This window comes from Vibrio marisflavi CECT 7928, from assembly GCF_921294215.1.
Lineage (GTDB): Bacteria > Pseudomonadota > Gammaproteobacteria > Enterobacterales > Vibrionaceae > Vibrio > Vibrio marisflavi.
The window spans coordinates 537,962-557,632 of the sequence record NZ_CAKLDM010000002.1 but is presented as its reverse complement, the minus strand read 5'-3'; the positions used below and the strand labels follow the sequence as shown (position 1 = coordinate 557,632).

Annotated in this window: 18 protein-coding genes; 10 read left to right on the top strand and 8 right to left on the bottom strand. The window is 41.7% G+C overall.

Translation table 11 applies throughout. The features are described from left to right. The first annotated feature begins 39 nt into the window (after positions 1 to 39). On the top strand, positions 40 to 795 hold the full coding sequence (locus L7A31_RS09315) for a DUF1853 family protein (protein WP_237361240.1): 756 nt from the start codon (positions 40 to 42) through the stop codon (positions 793 to 795). Positions 796 to 797: 2 nt separating this feature from the next. Here L7A31_RS09315 and L7A31_RS09310 read toward each other — a convergent pair whose 3' ends face one another. The 4 genes from L7A31_RS09310 to seqA form a co-directional block, all read right to left on the bottom strand. Beyond that, positions 798 to 1,469: a TetR/AcrR family transcriptional regulator gene (locus tag L7A31_RS09310; protein WP_237361239.1), complete on the bottom strand. Its 672-nt coding sequence runs from the start codon at positions 1,467 to 1,469 to the stop codon at positions 798 to 800. Between the two features lie 416 nt (positions 1,470 to 1,885). Beyond that, positions 1,886 to 2,512, bottom strand: coding sequence for a TetR/AcrR family transcriptional regulator (locus L7A31_RS09305; RefSeq protein WP_237361238.1), 627 nt, complete (start codon positions 2,510 to 2,512; stop codon positions 1,886 to 1,888). 346 nt (positions 2,513 to 2,858) lie between these two features. Next, the gene (gene pgm, locus L7A31_RS09300; RefSeq protein WP_237361237.1) at positions 2,859 to 4,505 is read right to left on the bottom strand and encodes a phosphoglucomutase (alpha-D-glucose-1,6-bisphosphate-dependent); all 1,647 of its coding nucleotides are present in this window, start codon (positions 4,503 to 4,505) and stop codon (positions 2,859 to 2,861) included. Between the two features lie 83 nt (positions 4,506 to 4,588). After that, positions 4,589 to 5,137 (bottom strand): replication initiation negative regulator SeqA, encoded by a 549-nt coding sequence (gene seqA, locus L7A31_RS09295; protein ID WP_237361236.1) that lies wholly within the window; start codon positions 5,135 to 5,137, stop codon positions 4,589 to 4,591. Between the two features lie 92 nt (positions 5,138 to 5,229). On the opposite strand from seqA, the gene L7A31_RS09290 reads away from it, so the two are divergent. From L7A31_RS09290 to fldA, 3 genes are all read left to right on the top strand, one after another. Then, entirely contained in the window at positions 5,230 to 6,000 is a 771-nt protein-coding gene (locus L7A31_RS09290) for an alpha/beta fold hydrolase (RefSeq protein ID WP_237361235.1), read from the top strand. An 81-nt stretch (positions 6,001 to 6,081) separates the two neighbouring features. Continuing rightward, positions 6,082 to 6,300 carry a DUF2788 domain-containing protein gene (locus L7A31_RS09285; RefSeq protein WP_237361234.1) on the top strand — a complete coding sequence of 73 codons (219 nt, stop codon included), beginning with the start codon at positions 6,082 to 6,084 and terminating at the stop codon, positions 6,298 to 6,300. Positions 6,301 to 6,351: 51 nt separating this feature from the next. Beyond that, a complete protein-coding gene (gene fldA / locus L7A31_RS09280; protein ID WP_237361233.1) occupies positions 6,352 to 6,885 on the top strand; it encodes a flavodoxin FldA in 534 nt (177 codons plus the stop codon). Positions 6,886 to 6,922: 37 nt separating this feature from the next. Here fldA and L7A31_RS09275 read toward each other — a convergent pair whose 3' ends face one another. Further along, positions 6,923 to 7,417, bottom strand: a complete 495-nt coding sequence (locus L7A31_RS09275; RefSeq protein WP_237361232.1) for a DUF4442 domain-containing protein — start codon at positions 7,415 to 7,417, stop codon at positions 6,923 to 6,925. Between the two features lie 204 nt (positions 7,418 to 7,621). Between L7A31_RS09275 and fcrX the strand changes: the two genes are divergently transcribed. After that, positions 7,622 to 8,071: a ferric iron uptake transcriptional regulator FcrX gene (gene fcrX, locus L7A31_RS09270; RefSeq protein WP_237361231.1), complete on the top strand. Its 450-nt coding sequence runs from the start codon at positions 7,622 to 7,624 to the stop codon at positions 8,069 to 8,071. 77 nt (positions 8,072 to 8,148) lie between these two features. Here fcrX and glnS read toward each other — a convergent pair whose 3' ends face one another. Together glnS and nagE are read right to left on the bottom strand one after the other, a co-directional pair. Next, the gene (gene glnS, locus L7A31_RS09265; RefSeq protein ID WP_237361230.1) at positions 8,149 to 9,819 is read right to left on the bottom strand and encodes a glutamine--tRNA ligase; all 1,671 of its coding nucleotides are present in this window, start codon (positions 9,817 to 9,819) and stop codon (positions 8,149 to 8,151) included. A gap of 228 nt (positions 9,820 to 10,047) precedes the next feature. After that, entirely contained in the window at positions 10,048 to 11,610 is a 1,563-nt protein-coding gene (nagE, locus tag L7A31_RS09260) for an N-acetylglucosamine-specific PTS transporter subunit IIBC (protein ID WP_237361229.1), read from the bottom strand. 371 nt (positions 11,611 to 11,981) lie between these two features. Between nagE and nagA the strand changes: the two genes are divergently transcribed. From nagA to L7A31_RS09235, 5 genes are all read left to right on the top strand, one after another. Continuing rightward, positions 11,982 to 13,118 carry an N-acetylglucosamine-6-phosphate deacetylase gene (nagA, locus tag L7A31_RS09255; RefSeq protein ID WP_237361228.1) on the top strand — a complete coding sequence of 379 codons (1,137 nt, stop codon included), beginning with the start codon at positions 11,982 to 11,984 and terminating at the stop codon, positions 13,116 to 13,118. Positions 13,119 to 13,120: 2 nt separating this feature from the next. Next, the gene (gene nagC, locus L7A31_RS09250; protein ID WP_237361227.1) at positions 13,121 to 14,335 is read left to right on the top strand and encodes a DNA-binding transcriptional regulator NagC; all 1,215 of its coding nucleotides are present in this window, start codon (positions 13,121 to 13,123) and stop codon (positions 14,333 to 14,335) included. Positions 14,336 to 14,496: 161 nt separating this feature from the next. After that, the gene (locus L7A31_RS09245) at positions 14,497 to 16,128 is read left to right on the top strand and encodes a cation:proton antiporter family protein (RefSeq protein ID WP_237361226.1); all 1,632 of its coding nucleotides are present in this window, start codon (positions 14,497 to 14,499) and stop codon (positions 16,126 to 16,128) included. Positions 16,129 to 16,284: 156 nt separating this feature from the next. After that, on the top strand, positions 16,285 to 17,949 hold the full coding sequence (gene asnB, locus L7A31_RS09240; RefSeq protein WP_237361225.1) for an asparagine synthase B: 1,665 nt from the start codon (positions 16,285 to 16,287) through the stop codon (positions 17,947 to 17,949). A gap of 88 nt (positions 17,950 to 18,037) precedes the next feature. Then, positions 18,038 to 19,003 carry a D-2-hydroxyacid dehydrogenase gene (locus L7A31_RS09235; protein WP_237361224.1) on the top strand — a complete coding sequence of 322 codons (966 nt, stop codon included), beginning with the start codon at positions 18,038 to 18,040 and terminating at the stop codon, positions 19,001 to 19,003. A 36-nt stretch (positions 19,004 to 19,039) separates the two neighbouring features. Here the strand turns inward: L7A31_RS09235 and L7A31_RS09230 are convergent, their stop codons facing one another. Then, positions 19,040 to 19,480, bottom strand: coding sequence for a hypothetical protein (locus L7A31_RS09230; RefSeq protein WP_237361223.1), 441 nt, complete (start codon positions 19,478 to 19,480; stop codon positions 19,040 to 19,042). Between the last annotated feature and the right edge of the window lie 191 nt (positions 19,481 to 19,671).

Below are 19,671 nucleotides of genomic sequence, written 5' to 3'. Positions count from 1 at the left end.
CGGCTAAAATGTCGAAATACAAAACAGAAATTAAACCCTATGAATCAGTTAGCTCGAACCGCTCAATGGATACAACAAACGCCAAGTCTGTTTGAAGAAAGCTCGCAAGTTCGCAACGCCTGTCCCATTGCAAAGCTAAATTTGAAATGGCCTGAAGAATATAGCGGGAACCCTAGACTAGGCTTTCTTTATCAACATGTAGTTAGCGAACTTTTTTCTAACTCTAATCAATACAACCTGTTGGCAGAAGAAATTCAACTTAGTGAAAACGGCAGAACGTTAGGTGCTGTAGATTTTATCGTAGAAGACTTAGCGGAAAAACAAATTGAACACTGGGAAGTCGCTATAAAGTTTTATCTGTTGCATGGGGAACTTTGGTATGGGCCAAACGCCAAAGACAGATTGGACTTAAAACTCTCTAGAATGCTAGACCACCAACTTGCAATGTCATCATCTAAGGCCTTCCACAGTAAATTCCCTGAATGGTCAAATGCCACAAAAAACCTATTGATGCAGGGGCGGCTATATATTAATCCATTTGAAAACAACACCATACCTAAGACTTGTTTATCAAAAACAATCAATCATTCACGTATCAAAGGTTACTGGTGCTTCCAAAATCAACAGCACATGATCACTGAACCTCTTTATGAAATGAAAAAGCATCAATGGATTACAGGCCTAGAAAGGTTTGAAAACGCCATAGAGCCACCCGCGGTTGACTTCTCTAGGCACTATCAGTCTGAGTCAGGCCAGTTCTGGTTCATTGTTCCCGAAAGCTGGCCTGAAGGGTAAGTTTACTCGCATTCATTATCGATATGAACTGGAGCTTGAATGAATCCATGCATCATTAGATTCATGTTGTGACGGAAGAATCGATCAAGAAACTCGTCAGTTAACTCCATGTCGTGAAGCTTCATTAACGCTGGAGGAACAATAAAGGGAAACATCATCAAGCTAAGCCAAGATAAACGGCACAAAGAAGGATCCACATCCGGCCTCAATATTTTATTTTCTACCAGTTGCTCAAAGATGACATCTTGCAGCGGCTTGCTGCACTCAGCAATAATTCTCTCAACTAGCTGTCGCTTTGAATCCGAAGGAGGCATCACCATAAACTGAAATACAATCTTTGGCAGGTATGAGCCTTTTGTCAGCTCAGCATACAATCCCTCAAAGAGCTCTATAAACGAGTCATAAGTAGTATTTTCAGCTAATGAATGAACACGGCTATATATGGGAAATACTACACTTTGTACCACTTCCTCAAGTAACCCTTCTTTATCTCCGAAATAGTACCGGATCAAAGAACTGCTCACTCCTGCTTTAAGGGAGACTAAGCGAATCGATACCTTTTCGTAAGGCATGGTTGCAAACAAGTGACAAGCGCACTCCAATAGTTTCGCTTTTATATCAATATTATTATCTTTCGCGCTCGGGCGACCAACTCTTCTTTTCTCTAAAGACATGTAAATAAACCAAATAAACTTATTAATGAATAAAATTAGTATGGCCTAGCTTTTAATGACACAAATCCAATAAATATAGTAACTTCGACTTTATTCCCTGTATTTAACCCACATACTAATTATAAATATCACTGGTCTATTTATTCCATTTGAAGATACTAATACTTGTTTTTTTCCTTAACACTATTACCGAACTTCTAAGTTCGTTGTTCAATGATACTGACAACACGTATTTATAATATCGAAAAGTTAAAAGTATAAAGTAATAGCCAAGCAGTAGGTGGGAATTTAAATTAGCACGCCGAACTTTAAAAGTTATTCCGTGGAACAAAAAGCTGGTTTTTGTTCTAACTATGGCGTAACGCGTTAGAAAATATGCCTAGGTAATTAATTATAATACCATTTAGTTTAAAGTGTCATTTGCAAATAAATCCATGGCGCATGACCTTTAAGTTGTGCTCCAGCAAATATTCTAGAAAATTTTCATCTTCAAACCCATGTAAGTCGTAAATCGATTTCGGTAACATCAATGGAAAAATCAATAGGCTCATCCAAGACAATCGGCACCATTTAGGATCCATGTCAGATCGAATTGCCCCTTCACGCTGCAGCTTGTCAAATATAATATTTTGCATAGGGCGACTAAACTCTTCAAACATATCTTGCACGATCTTCCGTTGAAAGTTCGTCGAGGGCATTTTCATTACTTGAATAACGAGTTTAGGAAAGTTTGGCACTTCACTAATAGCGCGAAATAGAGCCTTAATTAGACTAATCAGATCTTGGTCAGCATTTTTATGCACAATTACTTTCAAATGCTCTTGAATTGGGAGAACAGTTTCGCGAACAACAGACTCAAATAGCCCCTCTTTATTTCCAAAGTAATGATAGATTACCGAACTGCTTGCTCCAGATTGCTTCGCTATCATTCGCATCGAAACCCTGTCATAGTCCAATGCAGTAAAAAGCTCCTGAGCAGCTCTCAATATATTGTCTCTATGCGTCTTACTATCTCGTTCCTTTTTTTTCGGCTGAGCTTTCATATCGAGTTTCCTATCTCATCATTCTATTTATAAGTATTGCACACTCAAGCTTTGGGTTCAGAATCGCTATACAACAGATAAATTGTAGAAAATAGTCCACATAACAAAGAATATCCAGCTTCGTTGTGTAACGATACATAGCAAATCGTTCTACTCTGAGAGTGATTTTTTTAATCTCACAGAACAACATCAGACAAACAATAAAACTGGAAAGGTGCTAGCAGAAGCAAAAGTATTTAGACGTTGATGCGCAAAGATACAAAACAGACAAGTCAAATGCCTTTGCTGATATAGAAAAGAGAAGCAGCGACATTGCGCTGCTTCATTGAGAAAGATAAGTTAAAGCTTATAGTCCAGCTTCTTTAAACACTTGGTTCACTATATCTTGAGCTTCAGATTCGATTTGCTTGAGGTGCTCTTCACCTTTAAAGCTTTCACAATAGATTTTGTAGATCTCCTCTGTACCTGATGGACGAGCAGCAAACCAACCAAAGTCAGTAGTTACTTTTAATCCACCAATTGCTGCTCCGTTGCCCGGAGCATGAGTCAATCTTGCAGTAATAGGATCTCCTGCTAATGTCGCAGCAGATACCATTTCTGGACTTAAGTTAGAAAGTACTTTCTTCTGCGCACCATTTGCTACCGCTTGAATACGATTGTATTGAGATTCGCCGTGCTTAGCAGCAAGCTCTTCATAATATTGCTGAGGGTTTTTGCCCGTAACAGCCGTGATTTCAGCTGCAAGTAAACACAATATAATGCCATCTTTATCTGTAGCCCAAGGCGTGCCATCTTTACGTAAGAAAGAAGCCCCTGCACTTTCTTCGCCACCGAAGCCAAAGCTACCATTGTATAAGCCGTCAACAAACCATTTGAAGCCTACAGGGACTTCACAAAGCTCTCTGCCCAGAGCAGCAACAACACGGTCAATCAAAGCACTTGATACCAGTGTCTTACCCACAGCAACATCTTTTGCCCAACCTTCACGATGGCGATACAAATAGTCAATACATACAGCCAAGAAGTGATTTGGGTTCATCAAACCTTTTGGTGTCACAATGCCATGACGATCGTAATCAGGATCATTACCAAACGCCAAGTCGTATTCATCTTTCAGTGCTAATAAACCTGCCATAGCATATGGAGAAGAGCAATCCATACGAATAACACCATCTTTGTCCAAAGACATAAATTGGAACGATGGATCTACTGCATCGTTAACTAATGTCAGGTCTAGTTTGTAAACTTCCGCGATTCTCTTCCAATATTCGATACCACTGCCACCCAGAGGATCTACACCAATATTTAGCTTCGCTTTTTGAATGGCTTCCATGTCAACAACGTTTACAAGGTCATCAACATAAACTGCGACTAAATCTTGCTCATCAAATAGCTCAGAAGATTTAGCTTGTTCGATATCAATTTGCTTAACACCTTGTAGCTCTTCGGCAATCAATGCGTTCGCTCGGTCTTCTATGCGTTTGGTTAACTCACCTTCTGCAGGACCGCCGTGTGTCGGGTTATATTTGATACCACCATCTTGAGGTGGGTTATGAGATGGAGTGATCACTAAACCATCCGCCTTCTCATCATGCTTTTTGTTGTATGTTAGGATCGCATGAGAAATACCCGGTGTAGGTGTGTAGCCATTATCTTCTTGAGCGCAGACTTTTATACCATTAGCAATTAGAACCTGAACAACGCTTTTAAAAGCAGGCTCAGATAAAGCGTGCGTATCCTTACCAACAAACATTGGCCCTGTCGTACCTAGCTCGGCACGAATTTCTACTACCGCTTGAGCTATAGCTAAAATATGATTTTCGTTAAAAGTAACTTTGTCAGAACTTCCTCTATGGCCAGAGGTACCAAATTGTACACGTTGCTCTACCGCGCCGGCTGAAGGCTGAAGCAGATAGTAATTCGAAACTAGGGATGGGATATTGTAGAGATCTTGCTGCTGAGCTTTTTGGCCAGCTCGTGGGTGAATAGCCATTCTGAAGTCCTTTAAATTATAGAGAAAAATAAAGGCCTCATAACTCGATAGTGGAGTGATATGAGGCCTTAGAATACTTTGCTTTAGATTGAGTTGGTGACTTTTTCTATTAGTTCCGTCGAAAAGTTCATTCTCACCATCAGTTGCTCAACCATTTGCCTCTTTCGGCTGGTGTTATTGTTGGTAATAACCCAAAAAGGTGTATTTGGAATCGCCTTAGGTTTCGTTGTATTGCCATTTGCTAACAGAGTTTTCTCGTTGTCAGCAAAATACACTCTTTTTCTACCTTTTACTTGGCTTGCTTCTGAAAAGCTTCTTGAATCGATGCGATAAAGAGTTGAGAGAACAAGCATGAATCTATCTATTGCTTTCTTTAATCCGGCAAACTCATCGGAAATGAGTAAAGATCGCATTTCTTTTACGCCATCTATACTGCTTTCCTTCACGATATCTTTGCTAACGACAATTCCTTGCTCAGCCATACCCGCTTTGATAAAAGAGCCAGCGCCACTATTGCCATTTGATTCAACTTTTAACAGCCTGCGCAAAATATCAGATGCGCTCTCGCCAATGTGCTGTGTCTGGCTAGCGATGTAGCGGTATAGATCTTCATCAACCTCAATTGTTTTCATTCGCTTTTCACAATCTCAATGTTTAAACTCTGTAAGATTATAACGAGATCTTGTCAGATACTCCACGTTAAACCAGTCACGAATAAAATAAAATGTCACAATTGCTCAACTACAAATTAGAAGGTGAGGGTCACACCATCGTTTTGATCCACGGACTATTCGGAAACTTAGACAACTTGGGCGTGCTGGCGCGTGAGTTAAAGAAAGAATATCAAGTCCTCAGCGTCGATTTACGTAATCATGGGCGCTCTTTTCACAGTGATGAAATAAACTACTCTTCAATGGCGGAAGATGTCAGATTAGTCCTCGAACATTTGCAAATTAACGCTTTCACATTAATTGGTCACTCAATGGGTGGAAAAGTCGCAATTAAACTGGCAGATATCGAAAGAGAACGTACACAAAACCTGATTGTTTTAGACATGTCTCCCGTTGCCTACACCAGTCGTAAACACGATAACGTACTGGCTGGGCTACACGCCGTAATGGAAGGCAAACCGACATCTCGATCAAGCGCTTTACAAGCAATGGCTAGGCACATTGAAATGGATGGCGTAAGACAGTTTTTAAGTAAATCTCTTTATAATAATGATGGTGTGTTTAGCTGGCGCTTCAACGTACTGGCAGTGGAAGAAAATTACTGGAATATTCTTGGTTGGCAAGACATCGAGACTCTTTCAACTCCTACTCTGTTTGTTAAGGGTGGCGAGTCAGATTATCTTCTCGCAGAGCACCAAACACATATTCAAAAGCAGTTTAGCAATGTAAAGGCTCATGTCATCGCCAATGCTGGTCATTGGCTGCACGCTGAGAAACCCAACGAAGTACTGCGTGCTGTCACCAAGTTTATTCAATCGAAGTAGCAATATTAAGCAAAGCACGAATTAACTTTACTCAGCAACAATGTTATAGTGCGGCCAATTAAATTGGCATAAAGGGATACCATGCTATACGACTACATGAACATCATCGAGTCAATTGGACTTGACCTGCTGTTTGCGTCTATTTTCTTTCTGATCGGAATGGCAATTAAAGACGTATTAAAACAGGGAAATGTTCCGCCTTTTGGGCGTCGTATAGTTTGGCTAGTACTTTTCTTAGGCTGTACCGGCTTCATCATTAAAGGTGTCATACAGCTCACTTGGGAAGGTTCTGGACTTTAATCCTGCAACTTTTTGTTCGCCAGAAATAGACAAATCAAAGGTAAAAACTCTATGGCAAGTGTAGGTATCTTCTTTGGTAGCGATACAGGTAACACCGAAGCTATCGCAAAGATGATTCAAAAGCAGTTAGGCAAAAAACTCGTTCATGTTCAAGATATCGCAAAAAGCAGTAAAGAAGATATTGATAACTTTGACCTGCTACTTCTTGGTATCCCGACATGGTATTACGGTGAAGCACAATGCGATTGGGACGATTTCTTCCCTGAATTAGAGAGCATCGATTTTTCTGGAAAGTTAGTCGCTATTTTTGGTTGCGGCGACCAAGAAGACTATGCTGAATACTTCTGTGATGCTATGGGCACTGTACGTGATATCGTTGAAGCGAAAGGCGCGACTATCCTTGGCAACACTTCAACTGAAGGCTATGAGTTTGAAGCATCGAAAGCAGTACTTGAAGATGATGATAGCCAGTTTGTAGGCCTATGTATCGACGAAGATCGTCAACCTGAGCTAACTGATGAACGTGTTTCTAATTGGGTTAAACAAATCCACGAAGAAATGTGCTTATCTGAGCTAGAAGACTAAGATTTTTATACCAAGAGTGAGACCGACCACATCGATCTTACTCTTGGTTACTTAACTCTCTAAAAGCAGGTTTCTTTCTCACATATAACTTTCGTTGTACTTCTGAAACCACCTCACCGCTTCTATTCTTAACTCTGATGACAAATTCTGGAAAACACTTCTCTCCGTTGTGAGTCCCAGAAACGATCGTTTCAATTTGTTCCTCAGAAATTATAAAGTCCGCGTATAAATCACTGTATCCCGGTTTAATAAAGTTAATACTCGCTTCTTTATCCCACACATAGTATTCATCACCCAAGATACCCATTAACATCAACGCATAGACAGGATCGGTAAGTGAAAAAATACTGCCTCCATATTGAGCTCGATTAGCATTTTTATTCCACCAACGCAGCTTTAACCTCACTCTCACTTGACGAAAGTCTTGGCTAATCGATTCTATTTTTATGCCAGAGCCCCAAAATGGTGGCCACAAATTCAACGCTCTCCTCACTATATTCGGCTTATACATTCTGGCTAGAAGTTTACCCATATCCTTCCTCTTCGACTAAAATACCACCTGAACATGGATAAATCATAACTGGTCTTACCACCATTTTCAGCAAAAATTAGCCTTATTCTGTATATTTCTTAGTAACCCTTTGAACTTCGTGGTTTATTGTTCTTAACTACTACAATATAATAATCGGGATACTTGAATTCTGTTAAAGTAAACAGATCGTCAACAGGAATACATATGTCAGACAACAACCAGGCGTTAAAAGATGCTGGTCTTAAAGTCACCTTACCTAGGTTAAAGATTTTGGAAGTTCTTCAGCAACCAGAGTGCCAACACATCAGCGCTGAAGATCTTTATAAGAAACTTATTGATATTGGTGAAGAAATCGGTCTTGCCACTGTATATCGAGTGCTTAACCAATTTGATGATGCAGGTATCGTAACTAGACACCACTTCGAAGGTGGTAAATCCGTATTTGAACTTTCTACGCAGCACCATCATGACCACTTGGTTTGCTTGGACTGCGGCGAAGTTATCGAGTTTTCCGACGACATCATTGAAGAACGTCAGAAAGAGATCGCTTCTCTTTACAACGTGACACTAACAAACCACAGCCTATATTTATATGGCAAATGTGGCGATGGTACTTGCAAAGAAAACCCAGATGCCCACAAATTGAAAAAGTAGCTTTCACACTACTCCGGACATAAAAAAACCAGCTTTATCTAAGCTGGTTTTTTTGCATATTCAAGACGAAAATCTTATCAGTTGCTTTCGATTTTAGCCCAAGAATCTCTCAATCCAACAGTTCTGTTGAACACTAACGCATTCGCTGAAGAATCTTTGTTATCTAGACAGAAGTATCCTGTTCTTTCAAACTGAATACCTTTTTCAGCCTCTGCGCTAGCTAAGCTAGGTTCTACGTACCCGTTCACTTTCACAAGAGACGACGGGTTCAATGTGCTCGCGAAGTCATCGGCTGCCGCTGGGTTTGGTACGGTGAATAACCTATCGTACAAACGAATCTCAGCACTTAGACCCTTATCAGCAGATACCCAGTGGATAACACCTTTTACCTTACGGCCATCAGCAGGGTTTTTACCGAGTGTCTCAGCATCGTAGCTACAGTAAATGGTCGTTATTTCACCATTATCATCTTTCTCGATACGCTCTGCTTTGATGACATACGCGCCACGTAAGCGAACTTCTTTACCTAGCACAAGGCGTTTGTATTTCTTGTTCGCTTCTTCGCGAAAATCATCACGCTCAATCCAAAGCTCGCGAGAAAATGGAACTTCTCTTGTTCCCATTTCCGGCTTGTTTGGGTGATTCGCAATCGTCAGTGTTTCTACATTTTCAGCATCAAAGTTTTCAATCACTACTTTGACTGGATCAAGTACAGCCATTGCACGAGGCGCATTTTCATTTAAGTCATCTCGAATGCACGACTCCAATGAACCAAACTCAATCATATTCTCTTGCTTGGTTACACCGATTCGCTTACAAAACTCACGGATTGAGCCAGGAGTAAAGCCACGACGACGCAAACCAGAAATAGTTGGCATGCGAGGGTCATCCCAACCTTCCACTAGATTTTCGGTCACTAGTTGGTTGAGTTTACGCTTTGACATCACCGTATATTCAAGATTTAAGCGACTAAACTCGTATTGATGAGGCTGACTCTCGATAGAGATATTGTCTAAAACCCAATCGTACAAACGACGGTTATCTTGAAACTCTAAAGTACATAGCGAGTGAGTAATGTTCTCAAGCGCATCAGAAATACAGTGGGTAAAATCGTACATTGGATAAATGCACCATTTGTCCCCTGTTTGGTGGTGGTGAGCAAATCTAACGCGATATAAAACCGGATCGCGCATCACCATAAATGAAGAAGCCATATCGATTTTAGCTCGTAGGCAAGCTTTTCCCTCTTCAAACTCACCTGCACGCATTTTTTCAAACAGTGCTAGGTTTTCTTCCACACTACGATCGCGATATGGGCTTGGTTTACCCGGCGCTTTTAGAGTGCCGCGATATTCACGGATCTCATCAGGCGTTAGTTCATCAACATAAGCTAAGCCTTTATTGATGAGTTCAATCGCATAATCGTATAGCTTATCGAAGTAATTTGAGGAGTAGCAGACATCACCAGCCCATTCGAAGCCAAGCCATTGAACATCGTTTTTGATCGACTCTACGTATTCAACTTCTTCTTTTTCAGGGTTCGTATCATCAAAGCGCAAATTACATTGCCCTTGATAATCCTGTGCAATACCGAAATTTAAACAAATGGATTTCGCATGCCCGATATGTAGATAGCCGTTTGGCTCCGGGGGAAAGCGGGTATGCACGCTAGTATGTTTACCATTCGCTAAATCTTTATCGATTATTTGGCGAATGAAATTCGATGGACGAGCCTCAATTTCACTCATCTATTGCACCTCAATTGTATTCAGTATTTTCAAAACCCTAATCTCTCGTGGCACCGCCACATAGAGACAATTATCGAGCCCATGATCCATGATTCTAGGACGTTACACAACACAATCTGACGAATTTATAAAATTAATTAGCTAAACAGTAATTAGGCTGCTCAATAATCCATCTAACCGCATAAAAAAAGCCTCCAATCGGAGGCTTTAATCAAATAGTTAAGATGTTTATTTCTTCGGAAGTTCGACGTCCGATAAGTCATCACCTGAACCAATCGCCTTCATTTCGCCAGCGATGATTTCTGCTAGTGGGCCTAGGATAACTTGTAAGTTGCTCTCACCTAGTTTAACAACACCTTTCGCTCCAAGCTTTTTCAAGATAACTTCATCTGCTACTGAACGATCTTTCAACGTTAGACGTAGACGAGTAATACAAGCGTCAATTGCTGTAAGGTTATCTTTTCCACCTAGGGCTTTAAGATATTTACGTGCTAACTCACTCTCAGAACCTGCTTGCTCTTCAGCTTGCCCTTCGTCTTCATCTTCACGACCTGGTGTTTTAAGGTTCCAGAAGCGAATTGCAAAGTAGAAGATAACAAAGTAAATAGCACCAAATCCTATACCGACAAACAGCAGCTCCAATGGTTTAGTCGCTAGACCCCAGTTAAGTACAAAGTCAATTAAACCTGCAGAGAAACCAAAGCCATCAAGAATACCCAAGTAGTTGGTCACAGCAAGTGACAAGCCCGTCAAGATTGCATGGATGACATACAAGCCTGGTGCTAGGAACATGAACATGAACTCAGTTGGCTCTGTGATACCTGTTACGAAAGCAGTCAATGCAACAGAGATAAATAGGCCAGCAACATGAGGACGTCTATGTTTAGGCGCCGCTAGGTACATAGCAAGTACAGCACCTGGTAGACCAAACATCATGATTGGGAAGAAGCCAGTCATGAACACACCAGCACTCTTATCACCTGCGAAGAAACGGTTTAAGTCACCTGTTTTCATAATATCGGTAACTTTTTCAACAACAGCTGTGATTTCTGGTGTTACAGAGTTTGCAAAGTGGAAAGTATGAGCTTGACCAACAACTAATTCTTTCGCGACTGCTGGGTCAACACATAACTGAGTCACGTTGTGAAGAACACCGATAGGCGCAGTGATAATTTCTTGACATGTACCTTGACCGAACCACATATAAGCGTTGAGTACGTAGTGCAAACCAACAGGAATCAATGCGCGGTTTAGAACACCATAGATAAACTCACCGATGTAACCTGCGTGAACGATACCGTGTGCCGCTGAATCCAAGCCATGTTGGATAGTTGGCCAGATAAGACCTGCAACCGCACCTGCGATAAGTGCAAACAAGCCAGACATGATTGGAACAAGTCGTTTACCTGCGAAGAAAGCTAGCCACTCTGGAAGACGAGTTTTATGGAAAGCATTGTAAGAGTGTCCAGCTATAACACCGGCGATGATACCGCCGAAGAATGACATATCGATGTCTTTGTTTATTGATTTCGTTGTAGCAACAAGTACAAAGTATGCAACAGCACCTGCTAGACCAGCAGCACCAGCACCATCTTTAGATAAACCGATTGCAATACCGAGTCCAAATAACAATGGAAGGTTCGTAAATATCGCACCACCTGCATCAGCCATAAAGGCAATATTGAGCAAGTCAGGTTGTCCAAGACGCAATAGAAGCGCTGCAACTGGTAACGTTGCGATAGGTAGCATTAAAGCTTTACCTAGTTTTTGCGCGTACCCAAGAATATTCACCTCAAGTTCCCCCTATAGGATTTTCGAATATTTGGTCGAGGCACTTTTTTCGAGGCCTCAATTTAGTCCCAATAAGTTTATGGGAATAAATTCGTATCGCAAATTAAAACCCTTACATGTGTGACAAATATCACTAAGAATCGATCAAAAAGGGGATTTCTACTGGATGAAACACAAAACTTATTTTACAATAAAAAATATCAAGCCACCAAGCCTACAAAAGCAGGAGTGGCAATAGGGATAGGCTAGTTGTTAAATTTACATTCGTTAATATCGTTATTCTTTAGCCTACGTCATTAATGAGTTGGTTACATAATTTATCAAACTAATTAACTTTTGCAAACGAACAGATTAATAAGGATTAGCTAGCAATGTACGCGCTAACAAACTGCAATATTTATACTGGTAGAGACGTTCTTAGAGAACACGCTGTTATTATCGAAAATGACCTAATCGCTGATATCTGTGCTTTAGACGAAGTACCAGCTAATATTAAAACTATTGATCTGGGTGGCGCCAATCTAAGTCCGGGCTTTATCGACCTACAGCTAAACGGCTGTGGCGGTGTGATGTTTAACGATGACATCTCAATCGACACGCTGCAAACTATGCACCAGGCTAACATACGCTCTGGGTGTACTAGCTACTTACCTACCCTGATTACCTCAAGCGATGAAGACATGAAGAAAGCAATTGAGGTAACGAAGGAATACCAAAAGACGTACAAGAACCAATCTCTAGGTTTACACCTAGAAGGACCTTATTTAAACCCTGAAAAAAAGGGCATTCACAGCATCGACTATATCCGCCAACCTGCTGATAGCATGGTTGATTACCTTTGTGACAATGCTGATGTCATCACTAAGGTCACGCTTGCTCCTGAGCAAAATGATCACAACCACATCAAGCGACTTAAAGATGCTGGAATCGTTGTGTCGATTGGCCATACTAACGCTACCTATGCAGAAGCAAGAGAAGGCTTTGAGTCAGGCATAACTTTCGCAACGCACCTATTCAATGCAATGACTTCTATCGCAGGTCGTGAACCGGGTGTTGTAGGAGCTATTTACGATACACCTGAAGTATATGCCGGTGTCATTGCAGACGGATTTCATGTAGATTACGCCAATATTCGAATCGCGCATAAACAGAAAGCAGATAAATTAGTATTAGTGACCGACGCCACAGCACCAGCAGGTGCGGAAATGGATCACTTTATTTTTGTCGGCAAGAAAGTATATTACCGTGATGGTAAGTGCATTGATGAAAATGGCACACTAGGCGGATCAGCATTAACAATGATTGAAGCCGTTAGAAATACCGTAGAGTATGTTGGGATCGCTTTGGATGAAGCACTTCGAATGGCAACGTTATACCCTGCAACCGCTATTGGCGTTCAAGATAAGCTAGGACGTATCCAAAAAGGCATGGTGGCAAATTTAACAGCATTCGACAGTAACTATAATGTCCAAGCGGCAATAGTGAATGGCAAATACGAGCAAATATAAGAATGAATGGCGGACAGATTGGTAATGTAGATTTAGTAAAGCAACTCAATAGTGCGGCAGTTTATCGACTTATCGATCAACATGGGCCAATATCTAGAATTCAGGTTGCCGATGTTAGTCAACTCGCACCAGCAAGTGTTACCAAGATCACCCGCCAACTACTCGAACGTGGTCTAATAAAAGAAGTCGCTCAACAGGCATCCACTGGCGGGCGACGAGCTATATCTCTCCAAACCGAAGTCGAGCCCTTTCACTCCCTTGCGGTTCGACTTGGTCGTGATTATATTCATTTTAGTCTCTATGACTTAGCGGGCAACGAACTCGCTTCTACAAACAACGAGTTTTTCTACACCACCCAAGAAGAACTCACCGAGGGTGTTGTTCACCAAATCTCATACTTCCTGAAAAACCACCAGTACACCATAAAGCAGCTAATCGCTATCGGGATCGTTTTGCCTGGTCTGGTTAACCCAGAGACAGGTAGCGTTGAATACGTTCCGGGTATCAAAGTTGAGCGCCTAGAGCTTGGCAAGATACTAAAGAGTCAATTTAACGTTCAGTGCTTTGTTGGAAACGATGTTAGAGGAATGGCGCTTGCCGAACATTACTTCGGTGCGAGCCAAGATTGTCAGGATTCTATTCTAGTCAGTGTCCACCGAGGAACAGGCTCAGGCATTATTGTTAATGGGCAAGTATTTCTTGGGTTCAACCGAAATGTCGGTGAAATTGGACACATTCAAATCGATCCACTTGGCGAGCAGTGCCAGTGTGGAAACTTCGGCTGTTTAGAAACCATCGCTGCCAACCCTGCTATCGTTAAGCGTGTCAGACAACTCGTTGCTCAAGGTTACGAGTCAAGCTTATCGGATCTTCCTCAGATCACAATCAGAGATGTATGCATTCACGCCAACAATGGAGACGAGCTTGCACAACAAAGCTTAATCCGTGTCGGCAACCAACTTGGCAAAGCCATCGCAATCACAGTCAACCTCTTCAATCCACAAAAAATTATCATTGCAGGGGATATTACACAAAGCAAAGATATTCTATTCCCAGCTATTAGAAGGAACGTTGAGAACCAATCACTCAAGACCTTCCATAGCGACTTACCCATTGTTGAATCACAACTCAACGATCAACCGTCAATGGGTGCATTTGCAATGGTCAAACGTGCGATGTTAAACGGTGTACTATTGCAAAAACTTCTGGAAGAATAGCCTAACTAACGGCTTTGCAACACTTTATCCGTTAGCCCATTGATGTTTTATTGAAGCTCTATTTACCCTCGTACTAGATATATTTGTGCAAGGGTTATATAGAGCTTATTCAAATTATAAATAAACAATATTCATGTTGGCCTAAGGGATATTATCACTCTATGGAATTAGTTCTTATCTCGTCTGCTTTTGTTGCAGGCTTTATCGCATTGAGGTGCCAGCTCCCTCCCCTTGTCGGTTTTTTATTTGCAGGCTTTATATTGCATTACTATGGTTTTCAAACCAATGAGACCATAACAACACTTTCCGAGCTTGGTGTAACGTTACTCCTGTTTACCATCGGTCTAAAGCTAGACATAAAGGTACTGCTCTCAAAAGAGATATGGGCAGGAGCAACGGTTCATAACCTGCTAACCACCGCAATTTTTAGCGCCTTTTTAGTTCTCCTCAAATTTATTGGTGTTTCTTTTCTTGCTTCCCTAGCTACACCACAATTGATTCTGATGGGGTTTGCCCTGTCTTTTTCCAGTACTGTATTTGCAGTTAAGTCGATACAAGAAAAAGGTGACATGAACGCCACCTACGGCATGATTGCCATCGGTATTCTAGTCATGCAGGACATCTTCGCGGTCATATTCTTGACTGCATCGACAGGCAAAATACCTCACTGGTATGCGATAGCACTGTTTGCTCTTCCCTTGCTTAGACCAATCTTTTTCAGAATTTTGGACAAGGTTGGCCATGGAGAGATGCTGGTTCTGTTTGGTATATTCTTCGCTTTGGTAATGGGTGCAGGCCTGTTCCATTTGGTTGGTGTAAAACCAGATTTAGGTGCTTTGATCTTAGGAATGCTATTAGCTAGCCACAAAAAAGCATCTGAGCTATCCAAGTCTTTGTTTAACCTCAAAGAGCTGTTCTTAGTCTGCTTTTTCCTCAATATTGGCTTGCAAGCTCAACCCACATTAGTCGCTATCTCTCTGGGCGTTCTATTTGTTTTGCTTTTGCCTATTAAGGGTTTGGTGTACTTCGCGGTACTGCACAAATTCAAATTTAGGATGCGTACTTCACTGCTCACAACGCTTACTCTTTTTAACTTCAGTGAGTTTGGTTTAATTGTTGGCGCGCTAGCGTATAAATTAGGTTGGATTGGCGGAGACGTCATGGCTTCTATCGCCATTGCAGTCTCTATCTCCTTTGTATTAGCGGCACCACTTAACAGCAAAGCTCACAAACTATATCGCGGCATTTCTAGACGCTTCAAAGAGCATGCTGCCGACTCGTTAAACAAAAAAGATCAGCTAATATACCCGGGAGAAGCACAGATCCTCATCTTTGGTATGGGTCGAATCGGGACAGGTGCTTACGACGACTTAAAATTACGCTTCGGAAGTATCACTCTAGGCGTTGATATAAAAGAAAGCACCGCAGCCCAACACAAAGATGAAGGACGCAATGTTATCTCCGGAGATGCAACCGACCCTGACTTCTGGGCAAGAATAGTCGACACATCAAAAGTAAAGCTTGTTCTGCTTGCTATGCCTCACCATAAAGGTAACCAAACTGCGCTAGAGCAATTGCAAAAAATTGGCTTTAACGGGCAGATTGCTGCTATTGCAGAATACCCAGACCAACTTAGCTCTCTGGTTGAAAGTGGAGTGGATGCAGCTTTTAACATATACCACGAAGCAGGTAGCGGCTTTGCCCGACACGTTTGCGAACAGTTAAAACCAGACTTTAAACAGCTATCGCAAAAGCCAATTTACTCGCCAAAAAATAGAAATAGAGAGCAGTAAATCACCATTTGGTGGATATTTTCTAATAAATATCAAATATTATAGAAAATATTTAACAAAAGCATATTTGATTTTTCTTTTATTGCATTATTGCTTGCTTTTTTTAAACCCAATGGCAAATTGTATGATATTGAGTTCAGATTAAGAGGATGTAACATGTGTTCAGTATTTGGGATTCTAGACATAAAAAGTGACGCGTCAGCACTTAGACCAATCGCGTTAGAAATGTCTAAAAAGCTTCGTCATCGTGGGCCGGACTGGTCAGGGATTTATGCATCAGATAAAGCAATTCTTGCTCACGAGAGGCTGGCTATTGTTGGCTTAAACAGTGGCGCACAACCTCTTTATAACTCAGATAAAAGCCTGATTCTTGCCGTCAATGGTGAGATCTATAACCACAAAGAAATTCGCGCCAAGTACCAAGATAAATACGACTTTCAAACCGATTCAGATTGTGAAGTCATTCTAGCTTTATACCAAGATTTAGGTGCTGATCTTCTTGAAGAGCTCAACGGTATTTTTGCCTTTGTTCTCTATGACGAAGAAAAAGATCAATACTTAGTTGGCCGTGACCACATTGGTATTATTCCTCTTTATCAAGGCTACGACGAACACGGCAACTACTATGTTGCTTCAGAGATGAAAGCCTTAGTACCTGTTTGCAAAACCATTAGCGAGTTTCCACCAGGATGCCACTACTCTTCATCAGATTCAGAGCCTCAACGCTATTACATTCGTGATTGGAACAGCTATGCCGAAGTCGAAGGCAATACAACCAGCAAAGAAGAGCTTACTGAAGCGCTAGAAGCTGCGGTGAAGCGTCAATTGATGACCGACGTTCCATATGGCGTGTTGCTTTCTGGTGGACTGGACTCTTCAATCACCTCCGCTGTCGCGAAAAAATTTGCCGCTATGCGTATCGAAGACAACGAGCAATCTGAAGCGTGGTGGCCTCAACTTCACTCCTTCGCCGTAGGCCTTGAAGGCGCTCCAGATTTAAAAGCGGCTCGTGAAGTCGCAGATAAAATTGGCACTGTGCACCACGAAATGACCTACACCATCCAAGAAGGTTTAGATGCTATTCGTGACGTGATCTATCACATCGAAACTTACGATGTCACTACCATACGTGCTTCAACTCCCATGTTCTTAATGGGCCGTAAGATCAAAGCGATGGGCATCAAAATGGTGCTATCTGGTGAAGGGGCAGACGAGATCTTTGGTGGTTACCTATATTTCCACAAAGCGCCAAACGCACAAGAGTTCCATGAAGAAACGGTACGTAAACTTCTGGCTCTGAACATGTTCGACTGCGCCCGCGCCAATAAATCTTTAGCTGCATGGGGTGTTGAAGGCCGAGTACCTTTCTTAGATAAAGAGTTTATCGATGTCGCAATGCGTTTAAACCCGAAAGACAAAATGTGCGGTAACGGAAAAATGGAAAAGCACATTCTTCGCGAGTGTTTTGAAGACTACCTCCCAGATGCAATTGCATGGAGACAGAAAGAGCAGTTCTCTGATGGTGTAGGTTACAGCTGGATTGATACACTAAAAGAAGTCGCAGAAGAAAAAGTGACGGATCAGCAAATGAGCTCAGCCAAATACCGCTTCCCATACAACACGCCGACGACTAAAGAAGGCTACGTGTATCGTGAGATATTTGAAGAGCTGTTCCCATTAGAATCTGCTGCACAATGTGTCCCTGGCGGCCCTTCTGTTGCTTGCTCTTCTGCCAAAGCGATTGAATGGGACGACGCGTTTAAGAATTGCGTTGACCCATCTGGACGCGCTGTACAAACCGTCCATAACGACGCATATTAATATCTTAGTACCCTAGTAATAAGTGAAGCCAGAATTATCTTCTGGCTTCACTTTTATGTCACTTGCTCGCTAGTTAGTAAGGAAGCCTATGAAAACCATAGTCTGTTTGGATGGTTACACCTTAAATCCCGGTGACAACCCTTGGCAGCCAATAGAAAGCCTTGGCAACTTTATCTGCTACGACCGTTCTACTGCTGGAACCAGCCAAGTGATCAGCAGAGCAAAGCCTGCCCACATATTGCTCACCAATAAAGCGCCAATCAGTAAAGAAGTCATTGATGCTTGTCCAAACTTAGAGTGCATCGTAGTGTTAGCCACTGGATACAACGTAGTAGATATCGAATATGCGAAAGAAAAAAACATCCCTGTGCTAAACGTGCCAAGTTATGGCACCGATACAGTCGCAGAAATGGTCTTCGCGCATATTTTTCAATTTGCTAGAAATGTCGCGCTAAACAGCCAAGATGTACGAGACAAACACGGTTGGACAAATAGCAATGACTGGAGCTATTGGCTAAACCCACAACTAGAGCTTGCTGGAAAAACTATCGGCATTGTTGGATTTGGCAAAATAGGTCAGCGAGTCGGCGAGCTTGCTCATGCATTTAAAATGAATGTGCTTGCTCATGAGCACTTTTCACACACGCCACCGAACTACCCACATCACACGACTGACTTAGATACTTTACTATCACAATCTGATTTTGTTTCGCTTCATTGCCCTGCTCTACCCACAACAGAAAACCTGATTCGCCAACAAACACTGGCTAAAATGAAGCGTAGCGCTTTATTGATTAACACGTCTCGTGGCCAGTTAATTGATGAGCAAGACCTTGCCAATGCACTCAATAACCAAGTTATCGCGGGCGCTGCATTAGATGTTTTATGGCAAGAACCACCAGAAACCAACAACCCACTACTCACCGCCAAAAACTGTGTAATTACTCCGCATCTTGCATGGGCAACTCTGGATGCTCGCAAGCGGATAACTCAAATGGTGGCTAAGAATATTCAATCGTTTATTTCTGGGAATCTACAAAATGTAGTGAATTGACTCTCCCACAATTCTAAGTTCTTAAAGAATATATCTCTAACTGGCTCCTCTATCATTGCTTCTAACAATGCTATGACCTTTAAGTGTTTCACCAACTTTGCACATGGCTGCTCCAATTTGCTCATCAGAAGTATAAAACGCTTTCATATACCTTTGATCCGATGCTGTCCCCATATGCAATAGCAACGCGTAAATGTATGAACGTTGCTCTTCGCATATCATTTTCTGAATAACTCCAACTAAAGCCTCTAGTTCATACCTAGCGGTCAGCTCATCCTTTTTTATATTCTGGACTGAGCGCACGGATTCTTGCTTGTAGAGTTCTATTTCTGCAGTTGCTTTACTCTTATATACTTCTTCAAGACTACTAATCTCTTTAGACATTTTTTCCCAGTTTTGTTTGTCCCACAAATCAGATATCTGGGTAAGCAATTTGATCAACTTGTCAGCTGGCTCCTCTATACTTTTTTTCGCCAAGCCCCCCAACCAATAAAAGCGACAATTACAACATTGAGGATTAACGATGTGACTTGTACTAAATGATCCATTTCTTCTTATCCATTTATCCTAAACCTGAAATACAGCTAACTATCATAAAGCACTAAATAGATAGTAATACTCTGAATAAATCTATTTTGTTAAGCCCGCTAGGTTTGCACAGCGATGGC

Bases quoted from the DNA above. Each gene is read 5' to 3' on its own strand.
- nagC (WP_237361227.1), top strand. From the start codon at position 13,121: ATGAATGGCGGACAGATTGGTAATGTAGATTTAGTAAAGCAACTCAAT.
- L7A31_RS09285 (WP_237361234.1), top strand. From the start codon at position 6,082: ATGCTATACGACTACATGAACATCATCGAGTCAATTGGACTTGACCTG.
- L7A31_RS09235 (WP_237361224.1), top strand. From the start codon at position 18,038: ATGAAAACCATAGTCTGTTTGGATGGTTACACCTTAAATCCCGGTGAC.
- fldA (WP_237361233.1), top strand. From the start codon at position 6,352: ATGGCAAGTGTAGGTATCTTCTTTGGTAGCGATACAGGTAACACCGAA.
- L7A31_RS09275 (WP_237361232.1), bottom strand. From the start codon at position 7,417: ATGGGTAAACTTCTAGCCAGAATGTATAAGCCGAATATAGTGAGGAGA.
- L7A31_RS09305 (WP_237361238.1), bottom strand. From the start codon at position 2,512: ATGAAAGCTCAGCCGAAAAAAAAGGAACGAGATAGTAAGACGCATAGA.
- fcrX (WP_237361231.1), top strand. From the start codon at position 7,622: ATGTCAGACAACAACCAGGCGTTAAAAGATGCTGGTCTTAAAGTCACC.
- L7A31_RS09315 (WP_237361240.1), top strand. From the start codon at position 40: ATGAATCAGTTAGCTCGAACCGCTCAATGGATACAACAAACGCCAAGT.
- pgm (WP_237361237.1), bottom strand. From the start codon at position 4,505: ATGGCTATTCACCCACGAGCTGGCCAAAAAGCTCAGCAGCAAGATCTC.
- L7A31_RS09245 (WP_237361226.1), top strand. From the start codon at position 14,497: ATGGAATTAGTTCTTATCTCGTCTGCTTTTGTTGCAGGCTTTATCGCA.
- L7A31_RS09310 (WP_237361239.1), bottom strand. From the start codon at position 1,469: ATGTCTTTAGAGAAAAGAAGAGTTGGTCGCCCGAGCGCGAAAGATAAT.
- asnB (WP_237361225.1), top strand. From the start codon at position 16,285: ATGTGTTCAGTATTTGGGATTCTAGACATAAAAAGTGACGCGTCAGCA.
- seqA (WP_237361236.1), bottom strand. From the start codon at position 5,137: ATGAAAACAATTGAGGTTGATGAAGATCTATACCGCTACATCGCTAGC.
- nagA (WP_237361228.1), top strand. From the start codon at position 11,982: ATGTACGCGCTAACAAACTGCAATATTTATACTGGTAGAGACGTTCTT.
- L7A31_RS09290 (WP_237361235.1), top strand. From the start codon at position 5,230: ATGTCACAATTGCTCAACTACAAATTAGAAGGTGAGGGTCACACCATC.
- glnS (WP_237361230.1), bottom strand. From the start codon at position 9,819: ATGAGTGAAATTGAGGCTCGTCCATCGAATTTCATTCGCCAAATAATC.